The 21,579-nt window shown below is 66.9% G+C and carries 22 protein-coding genes; 12 read left to right on the top strand and 10 right to left on the bottom strand.

Going from position 1 to position 21,579, the window contains the following annotated elements; genetic code table 11:
• Positions 1–80 precede the first annotated feature (80 nt).
• Positions 81–986, bottom strand: a complete 906-nt coding sequence (gene rsgA / locus IAG39_RS22835; protein WP_118934202.1) for a ribosome small subunit-dependent GTPase A — start codon at positions 984–986, stop codon at positions 81–83.
• Positions 983–2,233 carry a M48 family metallopeptidase gene (locus IAG39_RS22830; protein ID WP_059379308.1) on the bottom strand — a complete coding sequence of 417 codons (1,251 nt, stop codon included), beginning with the start codon at positions 2,231–2,233 and terminating at the stop codon, positions 983–985. Before IAG39_RS22830 ends, rsgA begins: the two co-directional genes overlap by 4 nt.
• A gap of 63 nt (positions 2,234–2,296) precedes the next feature.
• On the opposite strand from IAG39_RS22830, the gene orn reads away from it, so the two are divergent.
• On the top strand, positions 2,297–2,842 hold the full coding sequence (orn, locus tag IAG39_RS22825; protein ID WP_042792554.1) for an oligoribonuclease: 546 nt from the start codon (positions 2,297–2,299) through the stop codon (positions 2,840–2,842).
• A gap of 13 nt (positions 2,843–2,855) precedes the next feature.
• Entirely contained in the window at positions 2,856–3,830 is a 975-nt protein-coding gene (locus IAG39_RS22820; RefSeq protein ID WP_118934204.1) for a sigma-54 interaction domain-containing protein, read from the top strand.
• A 3-nt stretch (positions 3,831–3,833) separates the two neighbouring features.
• Here IAG39_RS22820 and IAG39_RS22815 read toward each other — a convergent pair whose 3' ends face one another.
• The 3 genes from IAG39_RS22815 to IAG39_RS22805 form a co-directional block, all read right to left on the bottom strand.
• A complete protein-coding gene (locus IAG39_RS22815) occupies positions 3,834–4,784 on the bottom strand; it encodes a tripartite tricarboxylate transporter substrate-binding protein (protein ID WP_223283478.1) in 951 nt (316 codons plus the stop codon).
• 71 nt (positions 4,785–4,855) lie between these two features.
• Complete coding sequence (locus IAG39_RS22810) at positions 4,856–5,182, bottom strand: DUF4387 domain-containing protein (protein WP_013392433.1); 327 nt, start codon at positions 5,180–5,182, stop codon at positions 4,856–4,858.
• A gap of 12 nt (positions 5,183–5,194) precedes the next feature.
• Entirely contained in the window at positions 5,195–6,556 is a 1,362-nt protein-coding gene (locus tag IAG39_RS22805; protein ID WP_118934208.1) for an acyclic terpene utilization AtuA family protein, read from the bottom strand.
• A gap of 181 nt (positions 6,557–6,737) precedes the next feature.
• On the opposite strand from IAG39_RS22805, the gene IAG39_RS22800 reads away from it, so the two are divergent.
• Positions 6,738–7,364, top strand: a complete 627-nt coding sequence (locus IAG39_RS22800; RefSeq protein WP_118934211.1) for an NAD(P)H-hydrate epimerase — start codon at positions 6,738–6,740, stop codon at positions 7,362–7,364.
• Positions 7,365–7,379: 15 nt separating this feature from the next.
• Here the strand turns inward: IAG39_RS22800 and paaX are convergent, their stop codons facing one another.
• Positions 7,380–8,309 carry a phenylacetic acid degradation operon negative regulatory protein PaaX gene (gene paaX, locus IAG39_RS22795; RefSeq protein ID WP_118934213.1) on the bottom strand — a complete coding sequence of 310 codons (930 nt, stop codon included), beginning with the start codon at positions 8,307–8,309 and terminating at the stop codon, positions 7,380–7,382.
• 173 nt (positions 8,310–8,482) lie between these two features.
• Between paaX and paaA the strand changes: the two genes are divergently transcribed.
• The 9 genes from paaA to paaK all read left to right on the top strand — a co-directional run bounded on the left by paaA (position 8,483) and on the right by paaK (position 16,733).
• On the top strand, positions 8,483–9,472 hold the full coding sequence (paaA, locus tag IAG39_RS22790; protein WP_059379302.1) for a 1,2-phenylacetyl-CoA epoxidase subunit PaaA: 990 nt from the start codon (positions 8,483–8,485) through the stop codon (positions 9,470–9,472).
• A 177-nt stretch (positions 9,473–9,649) separates the two neighbouring features.
• Positions 9,650–9,934 carry a 1,2-phenylacetyl-CoA epoxidase subunit PaaB gene (gene paaB / locus IAG39_RS22785; protein WP_006388300.1) on the top strand — a complete coding sequence of 95 codons (285 nt, stop codon included), beginning with the start codon at positions 9,650–9,652 and terminating at the stop codon, positions 9,932–9,934.
• 15 nt (positions 9,935–9,949) lie between these two features.
• Positions 9,950–10,714, top strand: a complete 765-nt coding sequence (gene paaC, locus IAG39_RS22780) for a 1,2-phenylacetyl-CoA epoxidase subunit PaaC (RefSeq protein WP_059379301.1) — start codon at positions 9,950–9,952, stop codon at positions 10,712–10,714.
• Positions 10,711–11,217, top strand: coding sequence for a 1,2-phenylacetyl-CoA epoxidase subunit PaaD (gene paaD, locus IAG39_RS22775; RefSeq protein ID WP_059379300.1), 507 nt, complete (start codon positions 10,711–10,713; stop codon positions 11,215–11,217). Before paaC ends, paaD begins: the two co-directional genes overlap by 4 nt.
• Positions 11,218–11,230: 13 nt before the next feature.
• Positions 11,231–12,319 carry a 1,2-phenylacetyl-CoA epoxidase subunit PaaE gene (paaE, locus tag IAG39_RS22770; RefSeq protein ID WP_059379299.1) on the top strand — a complete coding sequence of 363 codons (1,089 nt, stop codon included), beginning with the start codon at positions 11,231–11,233 and terminating at the stop codon, positions 12,317–12,319.
• Positions 12,320–12,367: 48 nt separating this feature from the next.
• On the top strand, positions 12,368–14,032 hold the full coding sequence (gene paaN / locus IAG39_RS22765) for a phenylacetic acid degradation protein PaaN (protein ID WP_059379298.1): 1,665 nt from the start codon (positions 12,368–12,370) through the stop codon (positions 14,030–14,032).
• A gap of 14 nt (positions 14,033–14,046) precedes the next feature.
• Positions 14,047–14,835, top strand: a complete 789-nt coding sequence (paaG, locus tag IAG39_RS22760) for a 2-(1,2-epoxy-1,2-dihydrophenyl)acetyl-CoA isomerase PaaG (RefSeq protein ID WP_059379297.1) — start codon at positions 14,047–14,049, stop codon at positions 14,833–14,835.
• 2 nt (positions 14,836–14,837) lie between these two features.
• Positions 14,838–15,308 (top strand): hydroxyphenylacetyl-CoA thioesterase PaaI, encoded by a 471-nt coding sequence (gene paaI, locus IAG39_RS22755; RefSeq protein ID WP_059379296.1) that lies wholly within the window; start codon positions 14,838–14,840, stop codon positions 15,306–15,308.
• A gap of 111 nt (positions 15,309–15,419) precedes the next feature.
• Positions 15,420–16,733 (top strand): phenylacetate--CoA ligase PaaK, encoded by a 1,314-nt coding sequence (paaK, locus tag IAG39_RS22750; protein ID WP_059379295.1) that lies wholly within the window; start codon positions 15,420–15,422, stop codon positions 16,731–16,733.
• A 205-nt stretch (positions 16,734–16,938) separates the two neighbouring features.
• Here paaK and IAG39_RS22745 read toward each other — a convergent pair whose 3' ends face one another.
• From IAG39_RS22745 to kynA, 4 genes are all read right to left on the bottom strand, one after another.
• Positions 16,939–18,339, bottom strand: a complete 1,401-nt coding sequence (locus IAG39_RS22745) for an MATE family efflux transporter (RefSeq protein ID WP_059379294.1) — start codon at positions 18,337–18,339, stop codon at positions 16,939–16,941.
• Positions 18,336–20,066, bottom strand: coding sequence for an ArnT family glycosyltransferase (locus IAG39_RS22740; protein ID WP_059379293.1), 1,731 nt, complete (start codon positions 20,064–20,066; stop codon positions 18,336–18,338). The genes IAG39_RS22745 and IAG39_RS22740 overlap by 4 nt, the downstream gene beginning before the upstream one ends.
• A 123-nt stretch (positions 20,067–20,189) precedes the next feature.
• A complete protein-coding gene (locus IAG39_RS22735; protein ID WP_054450976.1) occupies positions 20,190–20,456 on the bottom strand; it encodes a type B 50S ribosomal protein L31 in 267 nt (88 codons plus the stop codon).
• A gap of 260 nt (positions 20,457–20,716) precedes the next feature.
• Positions 20,717–21,565, bottom strand: coding sequence for a tryptophan 2,3-dioxygenase (kynA, locus tag IAG39_RS22730; protein ID WP_054450977.1), 849 nt, complete (start codon positions 21,563–21,565; stop codon positions 20,717–20,719).
• Positions 21,566–21,579: the final 14 nt, after the last annotated feature.

The raw sequence follows: 21,579 nt of genomic DNA, 5'->3' as shown, positions 1-21,579 counted from the left end.
ATACAGGGGCCGTATTCATTGCGGGACCGTTCGGAGACGTCAGCGTCGGGCACCGGCGCAAGTGCCGAGGGGGCAAGACGCTAGTAGCGTTGTTGCCCCGCCAGGTTCTCTTCCAGGATGCGCTGGTACAAGGCATAGCGCGCCGGGTCGATCGCGCCCGCCTGCAGGGCCGCGACCACGCCGCAGCCAGGCTCCTGGCGGTGGGTGCAGTTGTAGAAACGGCACTGTTCGATGGGTTTGGTGAACTCCGGGAAGCCGCGGATGATGTCCTCGCGGCTCAGGTGCTGCAGGCCGAAGGCCTGGAAGCCCGGGGAGTCGATCAGGTCGCCGCCGGGAGCGGGCAGGTGATAAAGCCGCGTGCTGGTGGTGGTGTGCTTGCCCATGTCCAGCGCCGTGGAGTGTTCGCGGGTGGGGGCGGCGGCGTCCGGCACCAGGGCGTTGAGCAGCGTGGACTTGCCCATGCCGCTCTGGCCCAGCAGCAGGCTGGTGTGCCCGGCCAGGCGCGGCGCCAGCAGCGTATGCACTTTCTCGGGCTCCAGCGCGCTGAGTTCGATCACGTCCACACCCAGCGCGGCAATCGGCGCCAGCCGCGCGCGCGCCGCCGGCAGTTCGTCGGACAGGTCGGTCTTGTTGAGGATGATGATGGGCGCGATGTCCGCGCTCCAGGCGCCGGCCAGGGCGCGCCCGGTCAGGTCATCCGAAAACGTGGGCTGCACGGCGACGACGATCAGCAACTGGTCGACGTTGGAGGCGAACTGCTTGGAACGCATTTCGTCCGAGCGGTACAGCAGATTGCGCCGCGGCAGGATGGCGTCGATGGCGCCTTCGTCCTTGCCCTGGGGCGTGATGCGCACGCGGTCGCCCACGGCGGCGCCTGCCTTCTTGCCGCGCGGGAAGCACTTGCGCAGCGTGCCGTCGGCGAGCTCCACCGTGTAGTGGCGCCCGTGGGCGGCGATGATGCGGCCTTCGTTGGACGGCGCGGTCATGCAGCGGCCGCCGTCAGGTGGCGGATGCGCACGGCGGCGGGGGGATGGCTGTCGTAGAAGGCGGAGTGCACGGGGTCGGGAGTCAAGGTGGCGGCGTTGTCGTCGTAAAGTTTGACCAGCGCGGACACCAGGCGTTCCGGCGAGCTCTGTTCGGCCGCGTAGCGGTCCGCTTCGAACTCGTCGCGGCGCGAGTACCAGCTGGCCACGGGCGTGAGCATGAAAGTGAAGACGGGGATGACCAGGAAGAACAGCAGCAGCGCCATGGCGTCGTTGCGCCCGCCCAGTTGCGGCATGACGCCCAGTCCCACGTAGAACCAGGGCTGTTGCGAGATCCAGCCCAGGATGGCGAAGAACGCCAGCGCGGCGGCGAAGCTGAAGACGATGCGCTTGATGATGTGGCGCTTGGCGAAGTGACCGAGTTCATGCGCCAGTACGGCTTCGATCTCGTCGCCGTTCAGGCGCGCCAGCAGGGTGTCGAAGAACACGATGCGGCGCGAGCGGCCGAAACCCGTGAAATAGGCATTGCCGTGGGCCGAGCGGCGCGAGCCGTCCATCACGAACAGGCCGTTGAGCGCGAAGCCGCAGCGCTGGGCCAGGCGCTGGATGCGGCCGGCCAGTTCCGGATCGGATAGCGGCGTGAATTTATTGAAGAGCGGAGCGATGAACATCGGGTAGACGATCAGAAGCGCCAGGTTGAACGCGGTCCATAGCGCCCAGGCCCACACCCACCAGTAGGCGCCCGCGCTGCCCATCAGCCATAGCACCGCGGCCGCCAGCGGCAGGCCCAGCACCGCCGCGACCAGCAGGCCCTTGACGGCGTCGGCGATGAACAGGCCGGGCGTCATGCGGTTGAAGCCGAAGCGCGCTTCCAGCTTGAACTGCCGCCACAGCGTGAAAGGCAGGCCCAGCAGGCCCAGCAGCAGCGCCACCACGACCAGCAGCAGCATCTGGCGCAGGAAGTCGTTGCTGGTAAGCTGGGCCACCATCAGGTCGATGAGCTGCAGCCCGCCCATCAGCGTCAGGCACACCAGCAGGATGGCGTCGTAGGTGCGTTCCAGCATGCCCAGCTTGACCCGCGCCACCGTGTAATCCGCCGCGCGCTGATGGCTGGCCAAGCCGATACGGTGGGAGAATTCAGACGGCACCTGGTCGCGGTTGCGCGCGACGTGGCGGATCTGGCGCGTAGCCAGCCACAGGCGCACGGCGATATCGGTCAGCAGGAAGGCAACGAACAGCAGTGTGAACATGGGCGATGTGGCGTGCTCAAGTGTAGGTATGTGCGAAAATCGCACGTTTTATAGGCAAATTATATGGCTGTGAACGAAAACCGCCTGGTTTGGCTGGACATGGAAATGACCGGCCTGGACCCTGAGAAAGAACGCATCATCGAAGTCGCCGTGGTGGTGACGGAACCCGACCTGACCGTCGTGGCCGAAGGCCCCGTGCTGGTGGTGCACCAGCCCGACAGCCTGCTCGACGCCATGGACAGCTGGAACAAATCCACCCACGGCAAGAGCGGCCTGATCGACAAGGTCAAGGCGTCGACGATTTCCGAGGCGCAGGCCGAGGATACGCTGCTGGCGTTTCTGGCGCAGCACGTGCCGGCAGGCAAGTCGCCGCTTTGCGGCAACACCATCAGCCAGGACCGCCGCTTCATGTTTGCTTACATGCCGCGCCTGGAGCAGTTCTTCCATTACCGCAACCTGGACGTGAGCACGCTGAAGGAACTGGCGCGCCGCTGGGCGCCGGCCGTCTACAAGGGATTCGAGAAGAAGAGCCGCCACGAAGCGCTGGCTGACATCTACGAATCGATCGACGAACTCAAGTACTACCGCGAACACTTCCTGAAGGTGTAAGCGGTCTTTCGCCATGCCTGCCGTCCCGTCCGCCTGCGAGCCGCTCATCGGGGAGCACCCGTCGATGGCGGCGCTGCGCGATCTGGTCGGCCGGGTCGCGCGCAGCAAGGCCAGCATCGTTCTCATCTACGGCGAAACCGGCACGGGCAAGGGGCTGGTAGCGCGCAACCTGCATGCGCAGTCGGCGCGCGCGGCCAAGGGCTATACCGAGATCAACTGCGCCGCCATTCCGGGCAACCTGCTCGAATCCGAATTGTTTGGCCATGAACGCGGTGCGTTCACCGGGGCGGTGGCGCGCAAGACCGGGCTGCTCGAAGCCGCCAACGGCGGCAGCGTGTTCCTGGATGAGATCCGCGAGCTGGATCCGGTCATGCAGGCCAAGATCCTGACCTTGCTGGACAGCCGGCGCTTCCGGCGCATCGGCGCGGTCCAGGAGGTTTCGGTCGATGCGCGTTTCATCGCCGCCACCAACAAGATCCTGCTGGGGGAAGTGCAGGCCGGCCGCTTTCGCGACGACCTGTATTACCGCCTGCAGGTGGTGTCGATCAACCTGCCGCCGCTGCGCGAGCGCGGCGATGACGTCATCGTGCTGGCGCAGCGTTTCCTGGAACGCTACAACGCCACCCACGGCAGCCGTTTTACCGTCATCGATCCCGACGTGCGGCGCATTTTCAAGGCCTACGCCTGGCCGGGCAATGTGCGCGAACTCGGCAATCTGCTGGAACGGATCTGCATCCTGGAAGACGGCGACACGGTGCTGGCGCGGCACCTGCCGCAGCGCATCCTGCGCGAAGCCGGCAAGCCCGCGCCGGCGGCTTCGCCTGCCGCTGCCGGCACCTATGCCGAACTATCCGCGCAGTTCCAGCGCGGCCTGATCCGCGCGGCCTTGCAGGCCCAGGACGGCAACCTGGGGCGCGCCGCCGAGTCCCTGGGACTCACGCGGCACGCCCTGCGCCACCAGATGCTCAAGCTGGGGCTGGACGGTTAAAAGCTATTCCGCGCTGATGTTGTGCTTGCGCGCAATGCCTTGCCACAGGGCCAGTTCCTCGCGCACGCGCGTGCCGAATTCGGCGCTGTCCATGCGCGACGGCACGGTGCCGTCCAGATCCAGCAAGGCCTTCATTTCGGGCGACGCCGAAATCTCGACGAGCGCGGCGTTGAGCTTGTCGATATAAGGCTGCGGCGTGCCCGCTGGCGCGAACACGCCCACCCAGATCTGCACCGAATACCCCGGCAGCGCCTGCGCGGCCGGCGGCAGGTCGGGGAACGCCGCGGAGGGCGCTTGCGCCGTGGTGGCCAGCAGCTTGACCTTCTTGCCCTGCACCACGGGGGCCAGCGTGCTGTAGTTGGACAGCATGACGTGGATCAGCCCGCCGGCCAGGTCGGAGGCGGCGTTGGCCGCGCCCTTATAGGGGACGTGGGTCATGTCCGTACCCGCGGCGTCGTCCAGCATGACGGTGGCCAGGTGCGCCAGCGAGCCGACGCCGGCGCTGCCGTAGTTCAGGGCGCCCGGCTTGCTGCGCGCCGCTTCCAGCAGCTGCTTCAACGAGGTGTAGGGCGTCTGCGTCGAGGCGGCGATGACCAGCGGACCCTGTCCTATCATCGCCACCGGCGCGAACTGCTTCAGCGGGTCGTAGGGCAGGTGCGGCTGGGTGGCGGCGGTGGTCAGGAAGGTCGACGAGGTCAGGAGCAGCACCGAGCCGTCCTTGGCCGAGCGGGCCACGTACTCGGAACCGATCGCGCCGGCCGCGCCGCCGCGGTTTTCCACGATCACCGTGTTGCCGAGGCGGGCCGCGAGTTGCGGCGCGATCGCGCGGGCGATCGCGTCATTGCTGGCGCCGGCGGTGAACGGCACTACGATCTTGACCTGCTTGGGCACTTCCGTCTGGGCCGCTGCCGCGCCGGCCAGCAGGGATGCCGCCAGGAACAACGTTGTTTGCATTAGCGCTTTCATGATCGATTCTCTAGGAGAGCGGAGGTTGGAGCGGGCGCCGGACGCGGCGCCCGCGGCGTTCAGTCCGGCATGGGAACTGCGACGTCCAGCAGCGGCGCATACTGCTGCGCGCCGAAGATGTCGCCGTCGCCCGCGGACCCGCTGGGAGCCAGCCGGTAGATCGTGAACTTGATGGCCAGGCCGGGATCGTAATGCACGAAGTCCGATATGCGGCTGTCGTCGATGCGGTACAGGGCGGCCATGCTGGCGCGCGTCAGCGCGCCGGAGCGCTTGACCGCCTCGTAGGTCGCCGGCTCGCGGAAGATGATGTCGAAGGTGATCTTGTTCACGCCCGCGTTCTTGCTGCGGATGGTCTTGGCCAGGGTGCTGAGTTTCTGGGTGCTCATGGTCTTGCCGGCTCAGGCGCCAGCCTCGGTGAGGTGGGTCGGGAAGAGTTCGCCGGCGTCTTCGACCGGCAGCGTGTGGTTCAGGGTCCAACGGTAGGCGGCGCTGGTGCGCACCACTTCGTCCAGCGGAAACGATACCGAGCCGGCCGTGCCTTTCACGTCGGGCAGGCGGGCGTAGAACATCTGGCGCAGGCCCGTGAGCGTCAGCTCCTCGGCCATTTCGGCGGTCGGCGCCACGCCCTGGACCATGACGCACAGCTCATGGCCGGGCTGGTCGCGCAGCGGCTCCAGGTCGCCCATGACGCCGTCGCGCCCGTAGACCTTGTAGTGCAGCTCGTAGCCCGAGTCGCCGAAGCGTTCGCGCACCTTGTCGCGCGCCCAGGCGATGACGCGGTCCACATTGGCGATGGTGTAGGGATCGCGTATGCCGCAAAGCCCCATGTAGCGTTCGCCGACCTTGCCGGAGCCTTCGAGCTTCACGCGCACCTGGGCGGCGGGCTCGAAGCGCGAGCCGGTGATGCGGGTGGTCTTTTCGCTCAGCTGCTCGTAGCGGCATTCGGCCATGTCGAGCCGGCCGCCGGCGAAGAATTCTTCGTACGGATTGGAGCGCTCGTACATCGCGTGGCCCGCGACTGATGCGATGGTGCAGCGCTGGTCGGGATGCATGGCGGTGACGCGCACGTCCTCCGCCGAGATCTCGCCCATCACGGTTTCCTTGCCGCCGTAGGGCTCGGCGCAGAACGAGGCGCACTCCAGCACCTTGCCCAGGTAATAGGCGCGGTCGGCATCGTAGCCCTGGTGCAGGGCCGGGGCGGCGAACACGGCGGCGTCCGAGCTGCGGCCGCCGATGACCACGTCCGCGCCGGCTTCCAGCAGCTTGATGTAGGGATGCACGCCGGCCACGGCCACGATGCGGTCGCTGGCATCCAGCTCGGCCTCGGTCAGGTCGGCGTAGCCGTCCAGGCCCGCCACCTGCTGGCCCGCGCGCAGCGCGCGGCGCACGCGCTCCTTGTCGACTTCGGAATAGAAGTAGCCGATCTTGAACGGCGCCAGCTTGTGCTCGGCGGCGATTTCCTTGATCAGGCGCACATACAGGTCGACGCGGCTGTTGGAGCCGGTGTCGCCGGCCGAGCCGATGACCATGGGCACACCCAGCTTGCGCGCGGCCAGCAGCATCTGTTCCAGGTCGTGGCGCTGCCAGGCTTGCGGGCTGGTGGAAGTATCGGAGCCCAGCGGCACGGGACCCACGTCGTCGCTGCCCGAGTCGGCGGCGATGCAGTCCGGCCCGGCGGCGACGCCGAGCTGGAAGCTCTCGGTGCGCAAGGGGGCGAATCCTAAGTGCCCGTTCGGGCAGATGATGCTCATGGAACGCATGGGTGTAGTCTCTTCAGTTGAGTCGTCCGGTCTCGCTCGTACCGGCAATGACTACAACGCAAGATGCGTGCCAACTGGCAGGAAGCGAAAATCCCGCGAATTCGCGGGGCCAGTGGCGCAATTCCTCCCGATCTGCGGGTAAATTTTCACGCAATGCGTTAATTTCACGCATAAATAGGCCATGCCATTCTCATACTCAGTCGCCAGCATCCGCGACGCCGAACGCCAGGCCCTGGCCGCCGGCAGAAGCTTGATGCCCCTGGCGGGGGCGGCCGCGGCCCGTTACGCGGCAGCGCGGATCCGGCCGGGGACGGTGGTGTTGGCGCTGGCGGGGCCTGGAAACAATGGCGGCGATGCGCTGGAAGCCGCGGCCGGCCTGCGCGCCATGGGGCATGACGTGCGCGTGCTGCTGCCATCGGGGGCGCAGCGCCTGCCGCCCGATGCCGCCCGCGCTTATGCCGGCTGGCAGGCCGCGGGCGGTGAAACCTGGTCAGCGCTGCAGCCGGGCTTCGTGCCGGAACTGGTCATCGACGGCCTGTTCGGCATCGGCTTGAATCGCCCGCTGGGCGCGGACTGGCAGGCGCTGGTGGACACGGTCAACGCCTGGAACGTGCCGGTGCTGGCGCTGGACGTGCCCAGCGGCATCGACGCCGATAGCGGCGAGGCCCTGGGGCGGCCGATCCGGGCGCGCTGGACCCTGTCTTTCATCGGCCGGGCGAGGGGGCTGGAACTGCCGGGGCCGGGACGCGACGCCTGCGGCGTGTCGGCAGTGGACACGCTGGGCGTGACCATCGCCCCGGCGGCCTGACCCGAAGGATTCGTCTTACGCGGGCTTGCCGCCGAAGCGCGAGGCGATGTCGGCTGCCAGCGGCGCGTAGCGCTCGTTGTCGCGGCCGGCCAGCGCATCCAGATGCGCTTCCGACGCGTCGAACACCTGCCAGTAGATGCGGCCGCAGATCTCGCGGGCAGCATTGCCGGGCCAGTCGTCGGGCAGCATGGGACCCGGCAGTTGCGGATCGTGCAGCACGATCCGGCGCCAGCTGTGCAGCAGCATGACGCGCACGATGAACGCCTCGGCAGGCGCGGGCGGGGTTTCCAGCAGCTTTTCCAGCGGACCGAAATTCTTGGCGAACTGGCGGTACTGCTCGGCCAGCTCGTCCAGGTTCCAGCATTGCGAGGCCAGGCTGGCTATCGGCAGACCGCCGGCGCCGGCCAGGTCGCGCGCCGACAGCACCAGGGCGCGGTCGGGGATGCCCAGCTTTTCCAGGATGTCGTGCGCGGCGCTCGCCTCGGTGTGCGGGTGGGCAAACAGCCCGGGCGCGATCATGCCGAAGCCCTCCCAGACCAGCTCCCGGCGCAACTCGGCGCGCTCGGCCAGCCCGTTGCCGGTGCGCGGCAGGGCGACCAGCGTCCACTCGCCGTTCCATTCCTGGGGCGGGCCGACATAGATGCGCTGGGAGGCATGCGCGGTGTGGCGCAGGCCCTGCTCGGAAATCAGGTAGAGGCTGCGCCGTCCGTGGCGTTCGGATTGCAGCCAGTTCTGCGCCACCAGGCGGAACACGCTGGTGCGCAGCAGGCGTTCATTGATGCCTAGCGGGGCCAGCAGCTCGATCAGGTCGCCCAGCCAGATGGCGCCGCCGTGCGGCGCCAATGCGTCCCCGAGCAGGCTGACGCAGAGCGATTTTGCGCGCGGCGGATCGTTCTTGATCAGGCGTGACAGAAAGCGGTCCAGGGGCGACTGAGGGTTTGCCATTAGAGGGGGGCGGGGCGGCCGATATCGGGATCCGCAATATGATACATAAATCCAATGTGATACAGATTTGAGTTTGACAATGAATTTTTTGTATTAAATAATCCGCCTATGACATGACGGCACTGCGGAACGTTTGCTTTGCGTTTTCGCAAACCGTCTTCAAGGAGACAGACATGTACGCTCAACTCGTCGAAACCGGCGTCAAGCAGGTCAAGACCGCGGACCAGCTCGAAGGCCGGGAACAGACGTTCCAACGCCGGATCGACGACGGCGTCCGCATCGAGGCCAAGGACTGGATGCCGGACGCCTACCGCAAGACGCTGGTGCGCCAGATTTCCCAGCACGCGCACTCTGAAATCGTGGGCATGCTGCCCGAAGGCAACTGGATCACCCGCGCGCCTTCGCTCAAGCGCAAGGCCATCCTGCTGGCCAAGGTCCAGGACGAAGCCGGCCATGGCCTCTACCTGTACAGCGCCGCGGAAACCCTGGGCGTGTCGCGCGACGACCTGATCGACGATCTGCACGCCGGCCGCGCCAAGTACTCCAGCATCTTCAATTACCCCACGCTCAGCTGGGCCGACATCGGCATGATCGGCTGGCTGGTCGACGGCTCGGCCATCATCAACCAGATCCCGCTGTGCCGCTGTTCCTACGGCCCCTATGCGCGGGCCATGGTGCGCGTCTGTAAGGAAGAGTCCTTCCACCAGCGCCAGGGCTACGACCTGCTGATGCAGATGTGCCTGCACGGCACGCCCGAGCAGAAGGCGATGGTGCAGGACTCGCTGAACCGCTGGTGGTGGCCGGCGCTGATGATGTTCGGTCCTTCGGATGCCGACTCGCCCAACAGCGCCCAGTCCATGGCCTGGAAGATCAAGCTCTTCTCCAACGACGAACTGCGCCAGAAAATGGTGGACCAGACCGTGCCGCAGGCCGAATACCTGGGCCTGACGGTGCCGGATCCCGATCTGAAGTGGAACGCCGAGCGCGGCCACTACGATTTCGGCGAAATCGATTGGTCCGAGTTCTACGCGGTGCTCAAGGGCAACGGCCCCTGCAACCGCGAACGCCTGGCCGCGCGCGTCAAGGCGCACGAGGACGGCGCCTGGGTGCGCGACGCATTGGTCGCCTACGCCGACAAGCAGGCAGAGCGCAAAGCCGCGTGATGAAACCCACCCCCGAAGCGCTGCGCGCTTCCCCCTTAAGGGGGCGCCGCAGCGGACCGGCAAAGCCGGCTCCGCGCGGCCGCGCTGCGGCTCCGGTGGCTGGGTTTCCGGACTCACTCTTTTAACCATTGCAGATCAGGGCGCGCCGCGCGCGCCCGGCATTCAAGGACATCCATCATGAGCAAAGACTGGCCCCTGTGGGAAGTGTTCATCCGCAGCCAGCACGGCCTGGCGCACAAGCACGTCGGCAGCCTGCACGCGCCCGACGCCGAAATGGCGATCAACCACGCCCGCGACGTCTACACGCGCCGCAACGAAGGCCTGAGCATCTGGGTGGTGCGCGCCTCCGACATTTCGGCCAGCAGCCCCGGCGACAAGGATCCGCTGTTCGAACCGGCCAACAGCAAGGTCTACCGGCATCCCACGTTCTTCCCGATGCCCGAAGAAATCAAGCACATGTAAGACGGCGGGGGAGACATGGACAAGACTCTGTTTGAATACCTGCTGCGCCTGGGCGATTCCTCGCTCATCCTGTCGCAGCGTCTGGGCGCCTGGACCGGCCACGGCCCGATCCTGGAAGAAGACCTGGCATTGACCAATACCGCGCTCGACCTGCTGGGCCAGGCCCGCATGTGGCTGACGCTGGCGGGCGAGGTCGAAGGCGCCGGACGCGACGAAGACGCGCTGGCCTACCTGCGCGACGCGCACCAGTTCCACAACGTGTTGCTGGCCGAACGCCCCAACGGCAACTACGCCGACACCATGGCGCGCCAGTTCCTGTTCGACGTCTGGCACTACTTCCTGCTGCAGCGCCTGGAAAAGTCGAGCGACGAACGCGTCGCCGGCATCGCGGCCAAGGCCATCAAGGAAGTGACCTACCACGTGCGCCGTTCCTCGGATATGGTGGTGCGCCTGGGCGACGGCACGGCGGAAAGCCATGCCAAGATGCAGGCGGCCATCGATGACGCGTGGCGTTTCACCGGCGAACTGTTCGCCGACGACGCCGTGGACCTGGACGTCGCCGCCCGCGGCATCGGCTGCGAGCTGTCGGCCTTGCGCGAGCCCTGGCTGGCGCACGTGCGCGAAGTGCTGGAAGAAGCCACGCTGACCGTGCCCGACGAAGCCGCCGCCAACCATCTGGCGCACCGCGGCGGACGCCAGGGCAAGCACACCGAGGAACTGGGCTACGTGCTCGCCGAAATGCAGTTCCTGCCGCGCGCCTATCCGGGAGCCACCTGGTGAACGCGCTGGCGCCCGTTTCCGCCGACCAGGTCTACGCCTGGCTGCAGGAGGTCCCCGATCCGGAGATCCCCGTGCTGTCCGTGGTGGATCTGGGCGTGGTGCGGGACGTGTCCTGGGACGGCGAGGCCTGTGTCGTGGTCATCACGCCCACGTACTCCGGCTGTCCGGCCATGCGCGAGATCACGCAGGATATCCAGCAGACGCTGGCCCGCCACGGCATCGCCGAGGTCCGCGTGGAAACCCGCCTGGCGCCAGCCTGGACCACAGACTGGATGAGCGAGAAGGGACGCGAGGCGCTCAAGGGCTATGGCATCGCCGCGCCCGCCGAACGCGCCGTCGACATCTCGGGCATCAGCCGGCGTGCGGCCGGCCCCGCCATCGCCTGCCCGCGCTGCGGCTCGAAAGACACGCGCCTGGTCAGCAACTTCGGGTCCACGTCGTGCAAGGCGCTGTATCGCTGCGTGTCTTGCCGCGAACCCTTCGATTATTTCAAGACTCACTGAGAGCGGTTTCGCAATGAGCCAGAACCAATTCCATTCCTTGACGGTGGCTTCGGTGGCGCGCAACACGCGCGACGCCGTGGTCGTGACCTTCGACCTGCCCGAGACGCTGGCGCAAGAGTTCGCCTTCCAGCCGGGCCAGTACCTGACGTTGCGCACCGAGCTCAACGGCCAGGAACAGCGCCGCTCCTATTCCATCTGTTCCGCGCCCGACGACAAGCTGCTGCGCGTGGCCATCAAGAAGGTGGACGAGGGCGTCTTCTCCAGCTGGGCCAACCATGAGCTGCAGCCCGGCCAGACCCTGGAAGTCATGGCACCGGCCGGCAACTTCACCGTCGATTTTTCCCCCGAGAACAAGCGCCACTATGTGGCGTTTGCCGTAGGCAGCGGCATCACGCCGGTGTTCTCCCTGGTCAAGACCGCGCTGTCGACCGAGCCCAACAGCAAGTTCACGCTGTTCTTCGGCAACCGCGCCTCGTCCGCGGTGCTGTTCCGCGAAGAGATCGAAGACCTGAAGAACCTCTACATGGAGCGCTTCTCGCTGGTCTACATCATGAGCCGCGAGACCCAGGACATCGAACTCTTCAACGGCCGCCTGGACGGCGACAAGGTCGACCAGCTGATGTCGGCCTGGATGAGTCCCGAGGATATCGATTACGCTTTTGTCTGTGGTCCGCAGACCATGACCGAAAGCGTGGTCGAGCGGCTGCAGGCCCGCGGCATTCCGAAGTCGAACATCAAGTTCGAACTCTTCGGCGCGCCCAAGGGGCCGCGCGCATTGCGCACCGGCCAGGACGCCCGCCAGGCGCCCGGCAAGGGCCAGTGCGAGGTGACCGTGGTGCAGGACGGCCACAGCCGTATGTTCGTGATTGAAAAGAATAAAGACAGCGTGCTGGATTCGGCGCTGGCGCAAGGTATCGAACTGCCGTATTCGTGCAAGGGCGGGGTGTGTTCCACCTGCCGCTGCAAGGTCATCGAAGGCGAGGTGGACATGGACGCCAACTTCGCCCTGGAAGACTACGAAGTGGCGCGCGGGTTCATCCTGAGCTGCCAGAGCTTTCCGGTCAGCGACCGCCTGGTCATCGACTTCGACCAGGAAACCTGACCCGGCCCGCGCCAGGCAGATAAAACCATATCCATTTGGAGAGACGCAGTGTCCCAACAATTCTTCGAACGCCATCAGCCCCTGCTGGAACAAGCCATGGCCGCCGCCTCCCTGCGCGGCTACTGGAGCCCCTTTGCCGAGTCGCCCAGCCCCCGCAACTATGGCGAAACCGCCAACGACGAGGGCCGCGCGGCCTTTGAGGCGCTGCAAGGCAAGCCTTTCCCGCTGAACCTGCACGACGCCGACGGTACCGTGGGCGGCGAAAAATCGCCGTTCGGCTTCGACCTGGGCATCACCTATCCGCACGTCCCCGCCGACAAGCTGATCGCCGCTTCCAAGCGCGCGCTGGAAGACTGGCGCCGCGCCGGCCCGCGCGCCTGGGTGGGCGTGTCGCTGGAAATCCTGGCCCGCCTGAACAAGCGCAGCTTCGAGATCGCCTACGCGGTCCAGCACACCACCGGCCAGGGCTTCATGATGGCCTTCCAGGCCGGCGGCCCGCACGCGCAGGACCGCGGCTTCGAAGCCGTGACCTACGCCTGGCAGGAAATGTCGCGCATCCCCGGCGTCGCCGTCTGGGAAAAGCCGCAAGGCAAGAATGACCCGATCCGCATGGAAAAGCAGTTCACCGTGGTGCCGCGCGGCGTCGCGCTGGTGATCGGCTGCTCCACCTTCCCGACCTGGAACGGCTACCCCGGCCTGTTCGCCAGCCTGGCCACCGGCAACACCGTCATCGTCAAGCCGCACCCCGGCGCCATCCTGCCCCTGGCCATCACCGTGAAGGTGGCGCGCGAAGTGCTGCAGGAAGCGGGCTTCGATCCGGACGTCGTCCTGCTGGCCGCGCATGCAGCCGGCGATGACACCGCGCAGAAGCTGGCGCTGGACCCGGCCGTCAAGATCGTCGACTTCACCGGCAGCACCGCCAATGGCGACTGGCTGGAGAACAACGCCCGCCAGGCGCTGGTCTACACCGAGAAGGCCGGCGTCAACCAGGTCATCATCGACTCCACCGACGACCTGAAGGGCGTGGCCCGCAACCTGGCGTTCTCGCTGGCCCTGTATTCGGGCCAGATGTGCACCGCGCCGCAGAACATCTACGTGCCGCGCGACGGCATCCAGACGCCGGAAGGCCGCGTCAGCTTCGACGAGGTCGCCGCCGCCCTGGGCGCCGCGGTCGAGAAGGTCGGCGCCGATGCGGCCAAGGCCGTCGAATTGACCGGCGCGATCCAGAACGAAGGCATCGTCGAGCGCATCGAGAAGGCCCGCGCGCTGGGCCTGCCGGTGGTGGCCGACAGCAAGGCGCTGACGCACCCGCAGTTCGAGAACGCCCGCGTCCGCACGCCGCTCCTGCTGCGCACGGAAGCCGGCAACGCCGCCATCAGCCAGGAATGGTTCGGTCCGATCGCCTTCGTGGTCGCCACCGACTCCACCACCCACAGCATCCAGCTGGCGCGCGACAGCGTGATCAAGCATGGCGCGCTGTCGCTGTCGGCCTACACCACCAGCGACGCCGTCGCCGACCAGGTGCAGGACGCGGCGGAAGTCTCGGGCGTGTCGCTGTCGCTGAACCTGACGGGCGGCGTGTTCGTCAACCAGACCGCCGCCTTCAGCGACTTCCACGGCACCGGCGCCAACCCGGCCGCCAACGCCGCGCTGTCGGATTCGGCCTTCGTGTCCAACCGTTTCCGCGTGGTGCAAACCCGCCGCCATGTCTGAACGGGGCCGCTGACATGAGCTACCAGGATATCCAATTCGACCTGTCGGGCGGCATCGCGCGCCTGACGCTGAACCGTCCCGACAAGCTGAACAGCTTCACCGCCAACATGCACGGCGAAGTGGCCGACGCGTTGACGCGCGTGGAGACCGAAGGCGCGCGCGTGCTGGTGCTGACCGGCGCGGGCCGCGGCTTCTGCGCCGGCCAGGACCTGAGCGAGCGCAAGCCCGCCGCCGACGGCACGCCGCCCGACCTCGGCGAGACCGTCGACAAGTTCTACGGGCCGCTGGTGCGCCGCGTGAACGCCCTGCCCATGCCCGTCGTGGTGGGCGTGAACGGCGTGGCCGCCGGCGCGGGCGCCAACCTGGCGTTTGCCGGCGATATCGTCATCGCCAAGGCTTCGGCCACGTTCATCCAGTCGTTCTGCCGCCTCGGGCTGATTCCCGATACCGGCGGCACCTTCGTGCTGCCGCGCCTGGTGGGCCGCGCCCGCGCCATGGGCCTGGCCATGCTGGGCGACAAGCTCAGCGCCAAGCAGGCCGAAGAGTGGGGCCTGATCTGGCAATGCGTGGCGGACGAGGAATTCGATGCGACGCTGGAACGCCTGGCGCAGCATTTCGCCAAGGCGCCGACCAAGGGCCTGGCGTTCACCAAGCGGGCCATGCAGGCTAGCCTGGGCAATGACCTGTCCACGCAGCTGGACCTGGAGCGCGACATGATGCGCGAACTCGGCCGCAGCGCGGACTATGCGGAAGGCGTGGCCGCCTTCCTGGGCAAGCGCGAACCGCAATTCAAGGGGCAATAAGAATGAACGCACACGTTCCCGAGGTCGAAGTGCCGGCCGATCCCCAGGAGCTGGCGCAAGCCGTCGGCACCGTCATGTACGCGGGCGACGCGGCGTCGCAGGGCCTGGACATGAAAGTCGAGGAAATGGCGCCGGGCTACGCGCGCCTGACCATGCGCGTGCGTCCCGACATGCTGAACGGCCACAAGACCTGCCACGGCGGATTCATCTTCGCCCTGGCGGACAGCGCGTTCGCCTTTTCGTGCAATTCGCGCAACGTCAGCACCGTCGCTTCGGGCTGCACCATCGACTATCTGGCCCCGGGCTTCGAAGGCGATCTGTTGACCGCGGTGGCGCAGGAGCGCTCGCTGGCCGGCCGCACCGGCGTCTATGACGTCACCGTCACCAACCAGGACGGACGCAACGTGGCGCTGTTCCGCGGCCGTTCCTACCGCATCAAGGGCCAGATCGTCGGCGTTCCCGCGGACGCTTGAGGCAGCCAGCCAACCAAAGCTATACGGCCGCGGGCCGGGCAGCGAGCGGGCAGGGCATATGCCCGCCGCGATCAGGCCCCGCGCAGAGAGAATTTCAGGAGAGAGATAACCATGTCCAACACCATGAGCAAGCCGGGGCTGGACCCCATCGAGCATGCCAGCCAGGATGAGCTGCGCGCGTTGCAGCTCGAGCGCCTGAAATGGTCGCTCAAGCACGCCTACGACAACGTGCCGCACTACAAGAAGGCTTTCGATGAAGCCGGCGTACACCCTGACGACCTGAAGCAGCTGTCCGATATCTCGAAGTTCCCCTTCACCACGAAGAAGGAACTGCGCGAGAACTATCCCTTCGGCATGTTCGCCGTGCCGCGCGAGCGCATTTCGCGCATCCACGCGTCCAGCGGCACCACCGGCAAGCCGACCGTGGTGGGCTACACCAAGGGCGACCTGGACAACTGGGCCAACCTGGTGGCGCGCTCGATCCGCGCGGCGGGCGGCAAGCCCGGCGACACGGTGCACGTGGCCTACGGCTACGGCCTGTTCACGGGCGGCCTGGGTGCGCATTACGGCGCCGAACGCCTGGGCTGCACGGTCATTCCGATGTCGGGCGGACAGACCGAAAAACAGGTGCAGCTGATCAACGATTTCCGTCCGGACATCATCATGGTCACGCCCTCCTACTTCTGCAATATTCTGGAGGAACAGCGCCGCCAGGGGATTGATCCGCGTCAAAGCTCGCTGCGCATCGGCATCTTCGGCGCCGAACCCTGGACCGGGCAGATGCGCGCCGACATCGAGGCCGAAGCCGGCATCGACGCCGTCGACATCTACGGCCTGTCCGAAGTGATGGGGCCGGGCGTGGCCAGCGAATGCGTCGAGACCAAGGACGGTCCGGTGGTCTGGGAAGACCATTTCTACGCGGAAATCATCAATCCCGACACGGGCGAGCCCGTGGCTGACGGCGAGCCGGGCGAACTGGTGTTCACTTCGCTGACCAAGGAAGCGATGCCCATCATCCGCTACCGCACCCGCGACCTGACCCGCCTGCTGCCGCCCACCGCGCGCAGCATGCGCCGCATCGGCAAGATCACTGGCCGCAGCGACGATATGCTGATCGTGCGCGGCGTGAACATGTTCCCGACCCAGGTCGAGGAACTGGTCCTGAAGATCGCCCAGCTGGCGCCGCATTACCAGCTGGTGCTGTCGCGCACCGGCAATATGGACGAGCTGGAAATCCTGACCGAACTGCGCGCCGAATTCTCGACGCTGTCGGATGCGGACCGCACGAATCTGGGCAAGCAGCTGCAGCATGCCGTGAAGACGCACATCGGCGTGAGCGCGCGCATCCAGGTGTCGGACGCGGGCCATGTGGAACGCACGCTGACCGGCAAGGCGCGCCGCGTGATCGACAAGCGGCCGAAATAGTAAGGGCCCCCACGCCGCGCCTGCTTACGCGGGCTAGCTGCCCCCCGAGGGGGCGTTTTCCCCTTGGGGCGGCCCGGCGGGGAAAAAGGGCCCCCACGCCGCGCCCGCTTACGCGGGCTAACTGCCCCCGAGGGGGCGGCTCGTCGGCGGGGCGGCTGCTTCTTGTAGGTAGCAGTCAAAAAAAGCAGCCGTAAGGCTGCTTTTTTTACTTGATCGTCCCACGCACGATGCGCCGGTACCAGTAGTGCAGCAAGGCCGCCGACAGTCCCAGGCCGACCATGGCCATCAGCCACATGCTGCCGGCGCCCTGGGGAGATCCAGGGACCAGGATGGCGCGCACGCCGTCCAGGCCGCCGCGGCCCGGGCCGAAGCCGAACCACCAGCCGCCGACCAGGCCCACGCCCGCCAGCGCCACCACTTGCAGCAGCAGCGGCACCACCGCGACCTTGTAGGCGCGCAGCAGGTAGGAGTTGATGCACTGCATCGAGTCGAACAGGTGGAACAGGGGCAGGACGGCCAGCAGCGTGGTCGCCACCGCGGCCACCTCGGGGTTGTCGGTGTAGGCGGCCAGGATCAGCGGGCGGCCGGCCAGCAGCACCGCCGCCGTCAACAGCGCGCCCAGTATGCCCAGCGTCAGGCCGGCCATGCCGGTGCGGTGTGCATGGGCGAGGTTGCCCGCGCCGATGGCCTGCGCGGTCAGGGCCGCCGTGGCTACGCCCAGCGCCATGGGCATCATGTAGCAGAGCGCGGCCAGGTTCGACATGATCTGATGGCCGCCCGTCACATAGGTGCCTTCGCGCGCCACCAGCAGGGCCATGAAAGTGAAGGCCGACACTTCGACCAGGTAGGAGCCGCCCATGGGGATGCCCAGGCGCAGCAGTTCCTTGAGCGTCTTCCAGTCGGGCTTGCCGACGTGCAGCTTGAAGCGGCGGTAGTAGCGGTCGTGGGTGATGACCCACAAGCCGAGGCCCAGGCTCATCCACGACACCACGGCGGTGGCCAGTCCGGCGCCGGTGGCGCCCATGGCGGGCAATCCCAGCTTGCCGTAGATGAACAGCCAGTTGAAGAAGGCCTTGAAGCCAATGGCCGTCAGGTTGATCGCCATGACCAGCTTGGGCCGCGAGACCGACGTGCCCAGCGCGTAGATGGTGCGGAACACCAGCGCGGCGGGCAGGGCCAGCACCAGGGCCTGCAGATACGAGCCGATGCGTTCGCGCACGCCGGGAGCGACCTCGCCGGACATGGACAGCCACATGTTGGGGAACAGCATCAGCACGGCGCCCACCACGGACAAGCCCAGCGCCAGCCAGACGCCCTGGCCCCAGCTGCGGCCGACCTCGAGGTTGTTGCCTGCGCCGAAGTGCTGGGCCAGGATGGGAATCAGGGCGTGCACCACGCCCATCAGTCCGACGAAGATAGTGATGTAGATCGACGCGGACAGCGCCATTGCCGCCAGGTCGGCGGCGCTGGAATGGCCGGTCATGGCGGTGTCGAGCACGCCGAAGGAGATGCCGGCCCACTGGCTGACCAGCACCGGCCAGGCCTGCCTGGCGATGCCGCGCAGGGTGGCGCCGAAACTCATCGGCGCGGCGGGAGCGGGCGTCATCGGGGGGCGCCGACTCGCAGCAGGCGGAAGACTTCCTGGCGGTCGGCGCGCCGGCCGCCTTGCCACAGCACCTCGGCGCCGTCGCTGTAAGCGGCGGTGTTGTCGCGCAAGCTCTGATTGCTGGTTTGCTGTAGCACCAGCGTGCACTTGGAGTCGAACGTGAACGTCAGGTTATCGAAGATCAGGAACGACGCGCGCTGCCCGCTGCCCAGGCTCAGCCCGCGCACGCACTCGCCGGGGCGCGCGTTCTCTTTCAGCGCATGGGCCAGCTGGCCCGACACGGTGCGGTAGCTGCGGGCGTAGTCCACGGCCGGTTGCCACAACAGCACCAGCAGGATCCAGGTCACGGTCAGGCCGCCGGCCGACAGCACCGTGCCGCGCCACAACGCCTGCGGCCGTACCCGCAGCCGCCACACCACCAGCGCGATCCAGCCCACGGTGAAGCCCACGGCCAGCGCGAACGCCACCCAGGAGATCTCGGGTTCGTAGCCGGTGGTCTGGCGGGCGATATTGCGGGAAATCTGCGCCGGCCAGCCGAAGTGCAGGGCGACCCAGCCCAGCCAGACCGTGGTGGCCGTCAGCGAAAAGCACATGACGGCGAACCAGTCCAGCGTGTTGACCACGCCGCGGCGCAGCGTGGGCAGCGAGAACGCGCCCAGCACCGCGCAGGGCACGGCCAGCAGCACATATTCGGAATCGGAAGCTTCTTCCAAGCCGAACAGCACGACCGCCGAGCAGACCAGCAGGGCCAGGGGCAGCCAGATGTGCGGCGCGTAGAGCCAGGCGCGCCAGCGCCAGATGGCCAGCAGGGCCAGCGGCCAGGTCGGCCACAGGTACCAGGGCAGATCGCGCAGGGTGCGCCCGATGTCATGCCAGGGCGGCACGGTGAAGGACGACAGGTTCCAGATCTTCCAGTTGCGGATCCAGTACTCGCTGCTTTGGCTGGCGGGTATCCACCAGGCCAGGATCAGAACGGCGGCCAGCAGCGCGGCCCACAGCAGCCAGCGGCGGCATTTCCACAGCCGGCTGCGCGGATAGAACGCCAGGGCCGCGCCCACCATGATGGGGATGGCGCCGACCCAGCCGCGGGTCAGGAAACTGGCCGCCAGGGCGATGCCCAGAGTGGTGCTGCCGGTGAACGGCCGGTCTATGCTGCGCGCCAGCGAATAGAAGGCAAGCGCCTGCCACGCCATGATGGCGGGTACGACGGTGGTTTCGTGGGTGCGCTGCAGGATGCCGACCGTGGCCAGCAACAACAGCAGCGCGGCGTCCGCCAGCATGCGTCCGTAGTCGCGCGGCTCAGGTTCGCCGCCGAAGGGCAGGGCCAGCGGTTGCGCCTCGGCGCGTCGGCCCAGCAGATAGGTGCCGTACCAGACGCTGGTGGCGGTGATGCCGAACCACAGCAGATTGGGCAGGCGGCCGGCGGTGATGTCGCCGATGAAGGGGCCGAACAGCCAGATGCAGATCGCGCCCACCCAGGTGATCAGGGGGCCTTCCTCGGCGTGCGCCAGATGTCCCACCTGCGGCAGCAGCCAGGTGATGCCGCCTTCGCGGATCGCCGTGATCATGGTCGCCAGCCCCACGGCATCGTCTGTTTTCCACGGGTCGCGCATGAACAGGCCGGCCACGATATAGGCCAGCGACAAGCCCAGCAGTATCAGTCTGGGCAGTTTCGCGGTGGCCACGGACGTGAGCCGGGCCGGAGTGGAAATGGAAAGTGGGGACACGGGCGTTAATGTAACCGAGTGGTCTGGTTGCGCTAGTACCCAGCGTCAGAATCGGACGGCCAGGGAGAAAAAAAAGCAGCCCGGAGGCTGCCTTTTCGCTGCGGCTCCCGGGGGAGCGACAGATCAGGAAGCGGACTTGACCGTGCCTGCGGTGCGGGCGAAGCGGGCGCGGAACTTTTCCACGCGGCCGGTTTCGACGATGCGCGTCTGGGCGCCCGTGTAGAACGGATGCGATTCGGAGGTCACGTCGCACTTGAAGAGCGGGTACGTCTTGCCATCCAGTTCGATGCTTTCGCGCGTTTGGACGGTCGAACGGGTGATGAACTTGTTGCCCGTTTGCAGGTCGGCGAAGACGACTTCGCGGTATTCGGGGTGAATGCCTTCTTTCATGGTGCTTTCCTAGGGCTCGGTCGAGCCTTGCAAGTTGTTAGGGTCGCCAGCCGGGTGTCCGGTGTCCCGCCAGCCTGGCGAACCCGTCGACATGCGGATCGGGTTTGCCCAGCGGCCGGATACTCGTCGACTGTTCCAGCCACGTATCCAAAAAGTAACCCCAAATTCTAGCATGGGAATTTTGGCCAGGCCAAGAGGAAAGGACTCGCCGCGTAGCGGGGCGGTCCTTGCCAGGAATTGGGGACGGATTTTTTCGGCGCTTAGAGATCCGTGCGCAGCTTCCAGATCTCGGGGAACAGCACCACTTCCAGCATGCGCCTCAGGTAATCCACCCCCGACGTGCCGCCGGTGCCGCGCTTGAAGCCGATGACCCGTTCGACCGTGGTGACGTGGCGGAAGCGCCACAGGCGGAACGCGTCTTCCAGGTCGGTCAGCTTTTCTCCCAGCTGGTACAGGTCCCAGTAGCGGTCGGGCTGGCGGTAGACCGTCAGCCAGGCGGCTTCCACGCCAGCCGACGATTGGTAGGGCTGGGTCCAGTCGCGCTCGAGGTGGTCGGCCGGCACGTCCAGGCCGTGGCGCGCCAGCAGCCGCAGCGCCTCGTCGTACAGCGACGGGGCTTCATAGGCGCTGCGCACCTGGGCCAGCAGGTCCTCGCGGTGTGCGTGCGGCTTGAGCATGGCCGCGTTCTTGTTGCCCAGCAGGAATTCGACCTGGCGGTACTGATAGCTCTGGAATCCGCTGGAACGCGCCAGATAGGGGCGCAGCGCCGAATACTCGGGCGGCGTCATGGTCGCCAGCACGTCCCAGGCATGGACCAGCTGTTCCATGATCTTGCTGACGCGGGCCAGCATCTTGAAGGCGGGCTGCAGCCGGTCGGCGGCCACGTTGGCGATGGCGGCGCGCAGTTCGTGCAGCATCAGCTTCATCCAGAGTTCGCTGGTCTGATGCTGGATGATGAAAAGCATCTCGTTGTGCTCGGGCGACAGCGGATGCTGCGCGCCCAGCAGTTCGTCCAGATGCAGGTAATCGCCGTAGGTCATGTCGCGCGTGAAATCCAGCTGCGCTTTTTCCTGGCGGACGATGTCCTCGGGGCGTTCGGAGTGGCTCATGCGCGACCTCCCTT

The organism is Achromobacter xylosoxidans, assembly GCF_014490035.1.
In the GTDB taxonomy this organism is placed as follows: domain Bacteria; phylum Pseudomonadota; class Gammaproteobacteria; order Burkholderiales; family Burkholderiaceae_B; genus Achromobacter; species Achromobacter bronchisepticus_A.
The sequence above is the reverse complement of the archived record's forward strand: the minus strand, read 5'-3'. Positions and strand labels throughout refer to the sequence as shown.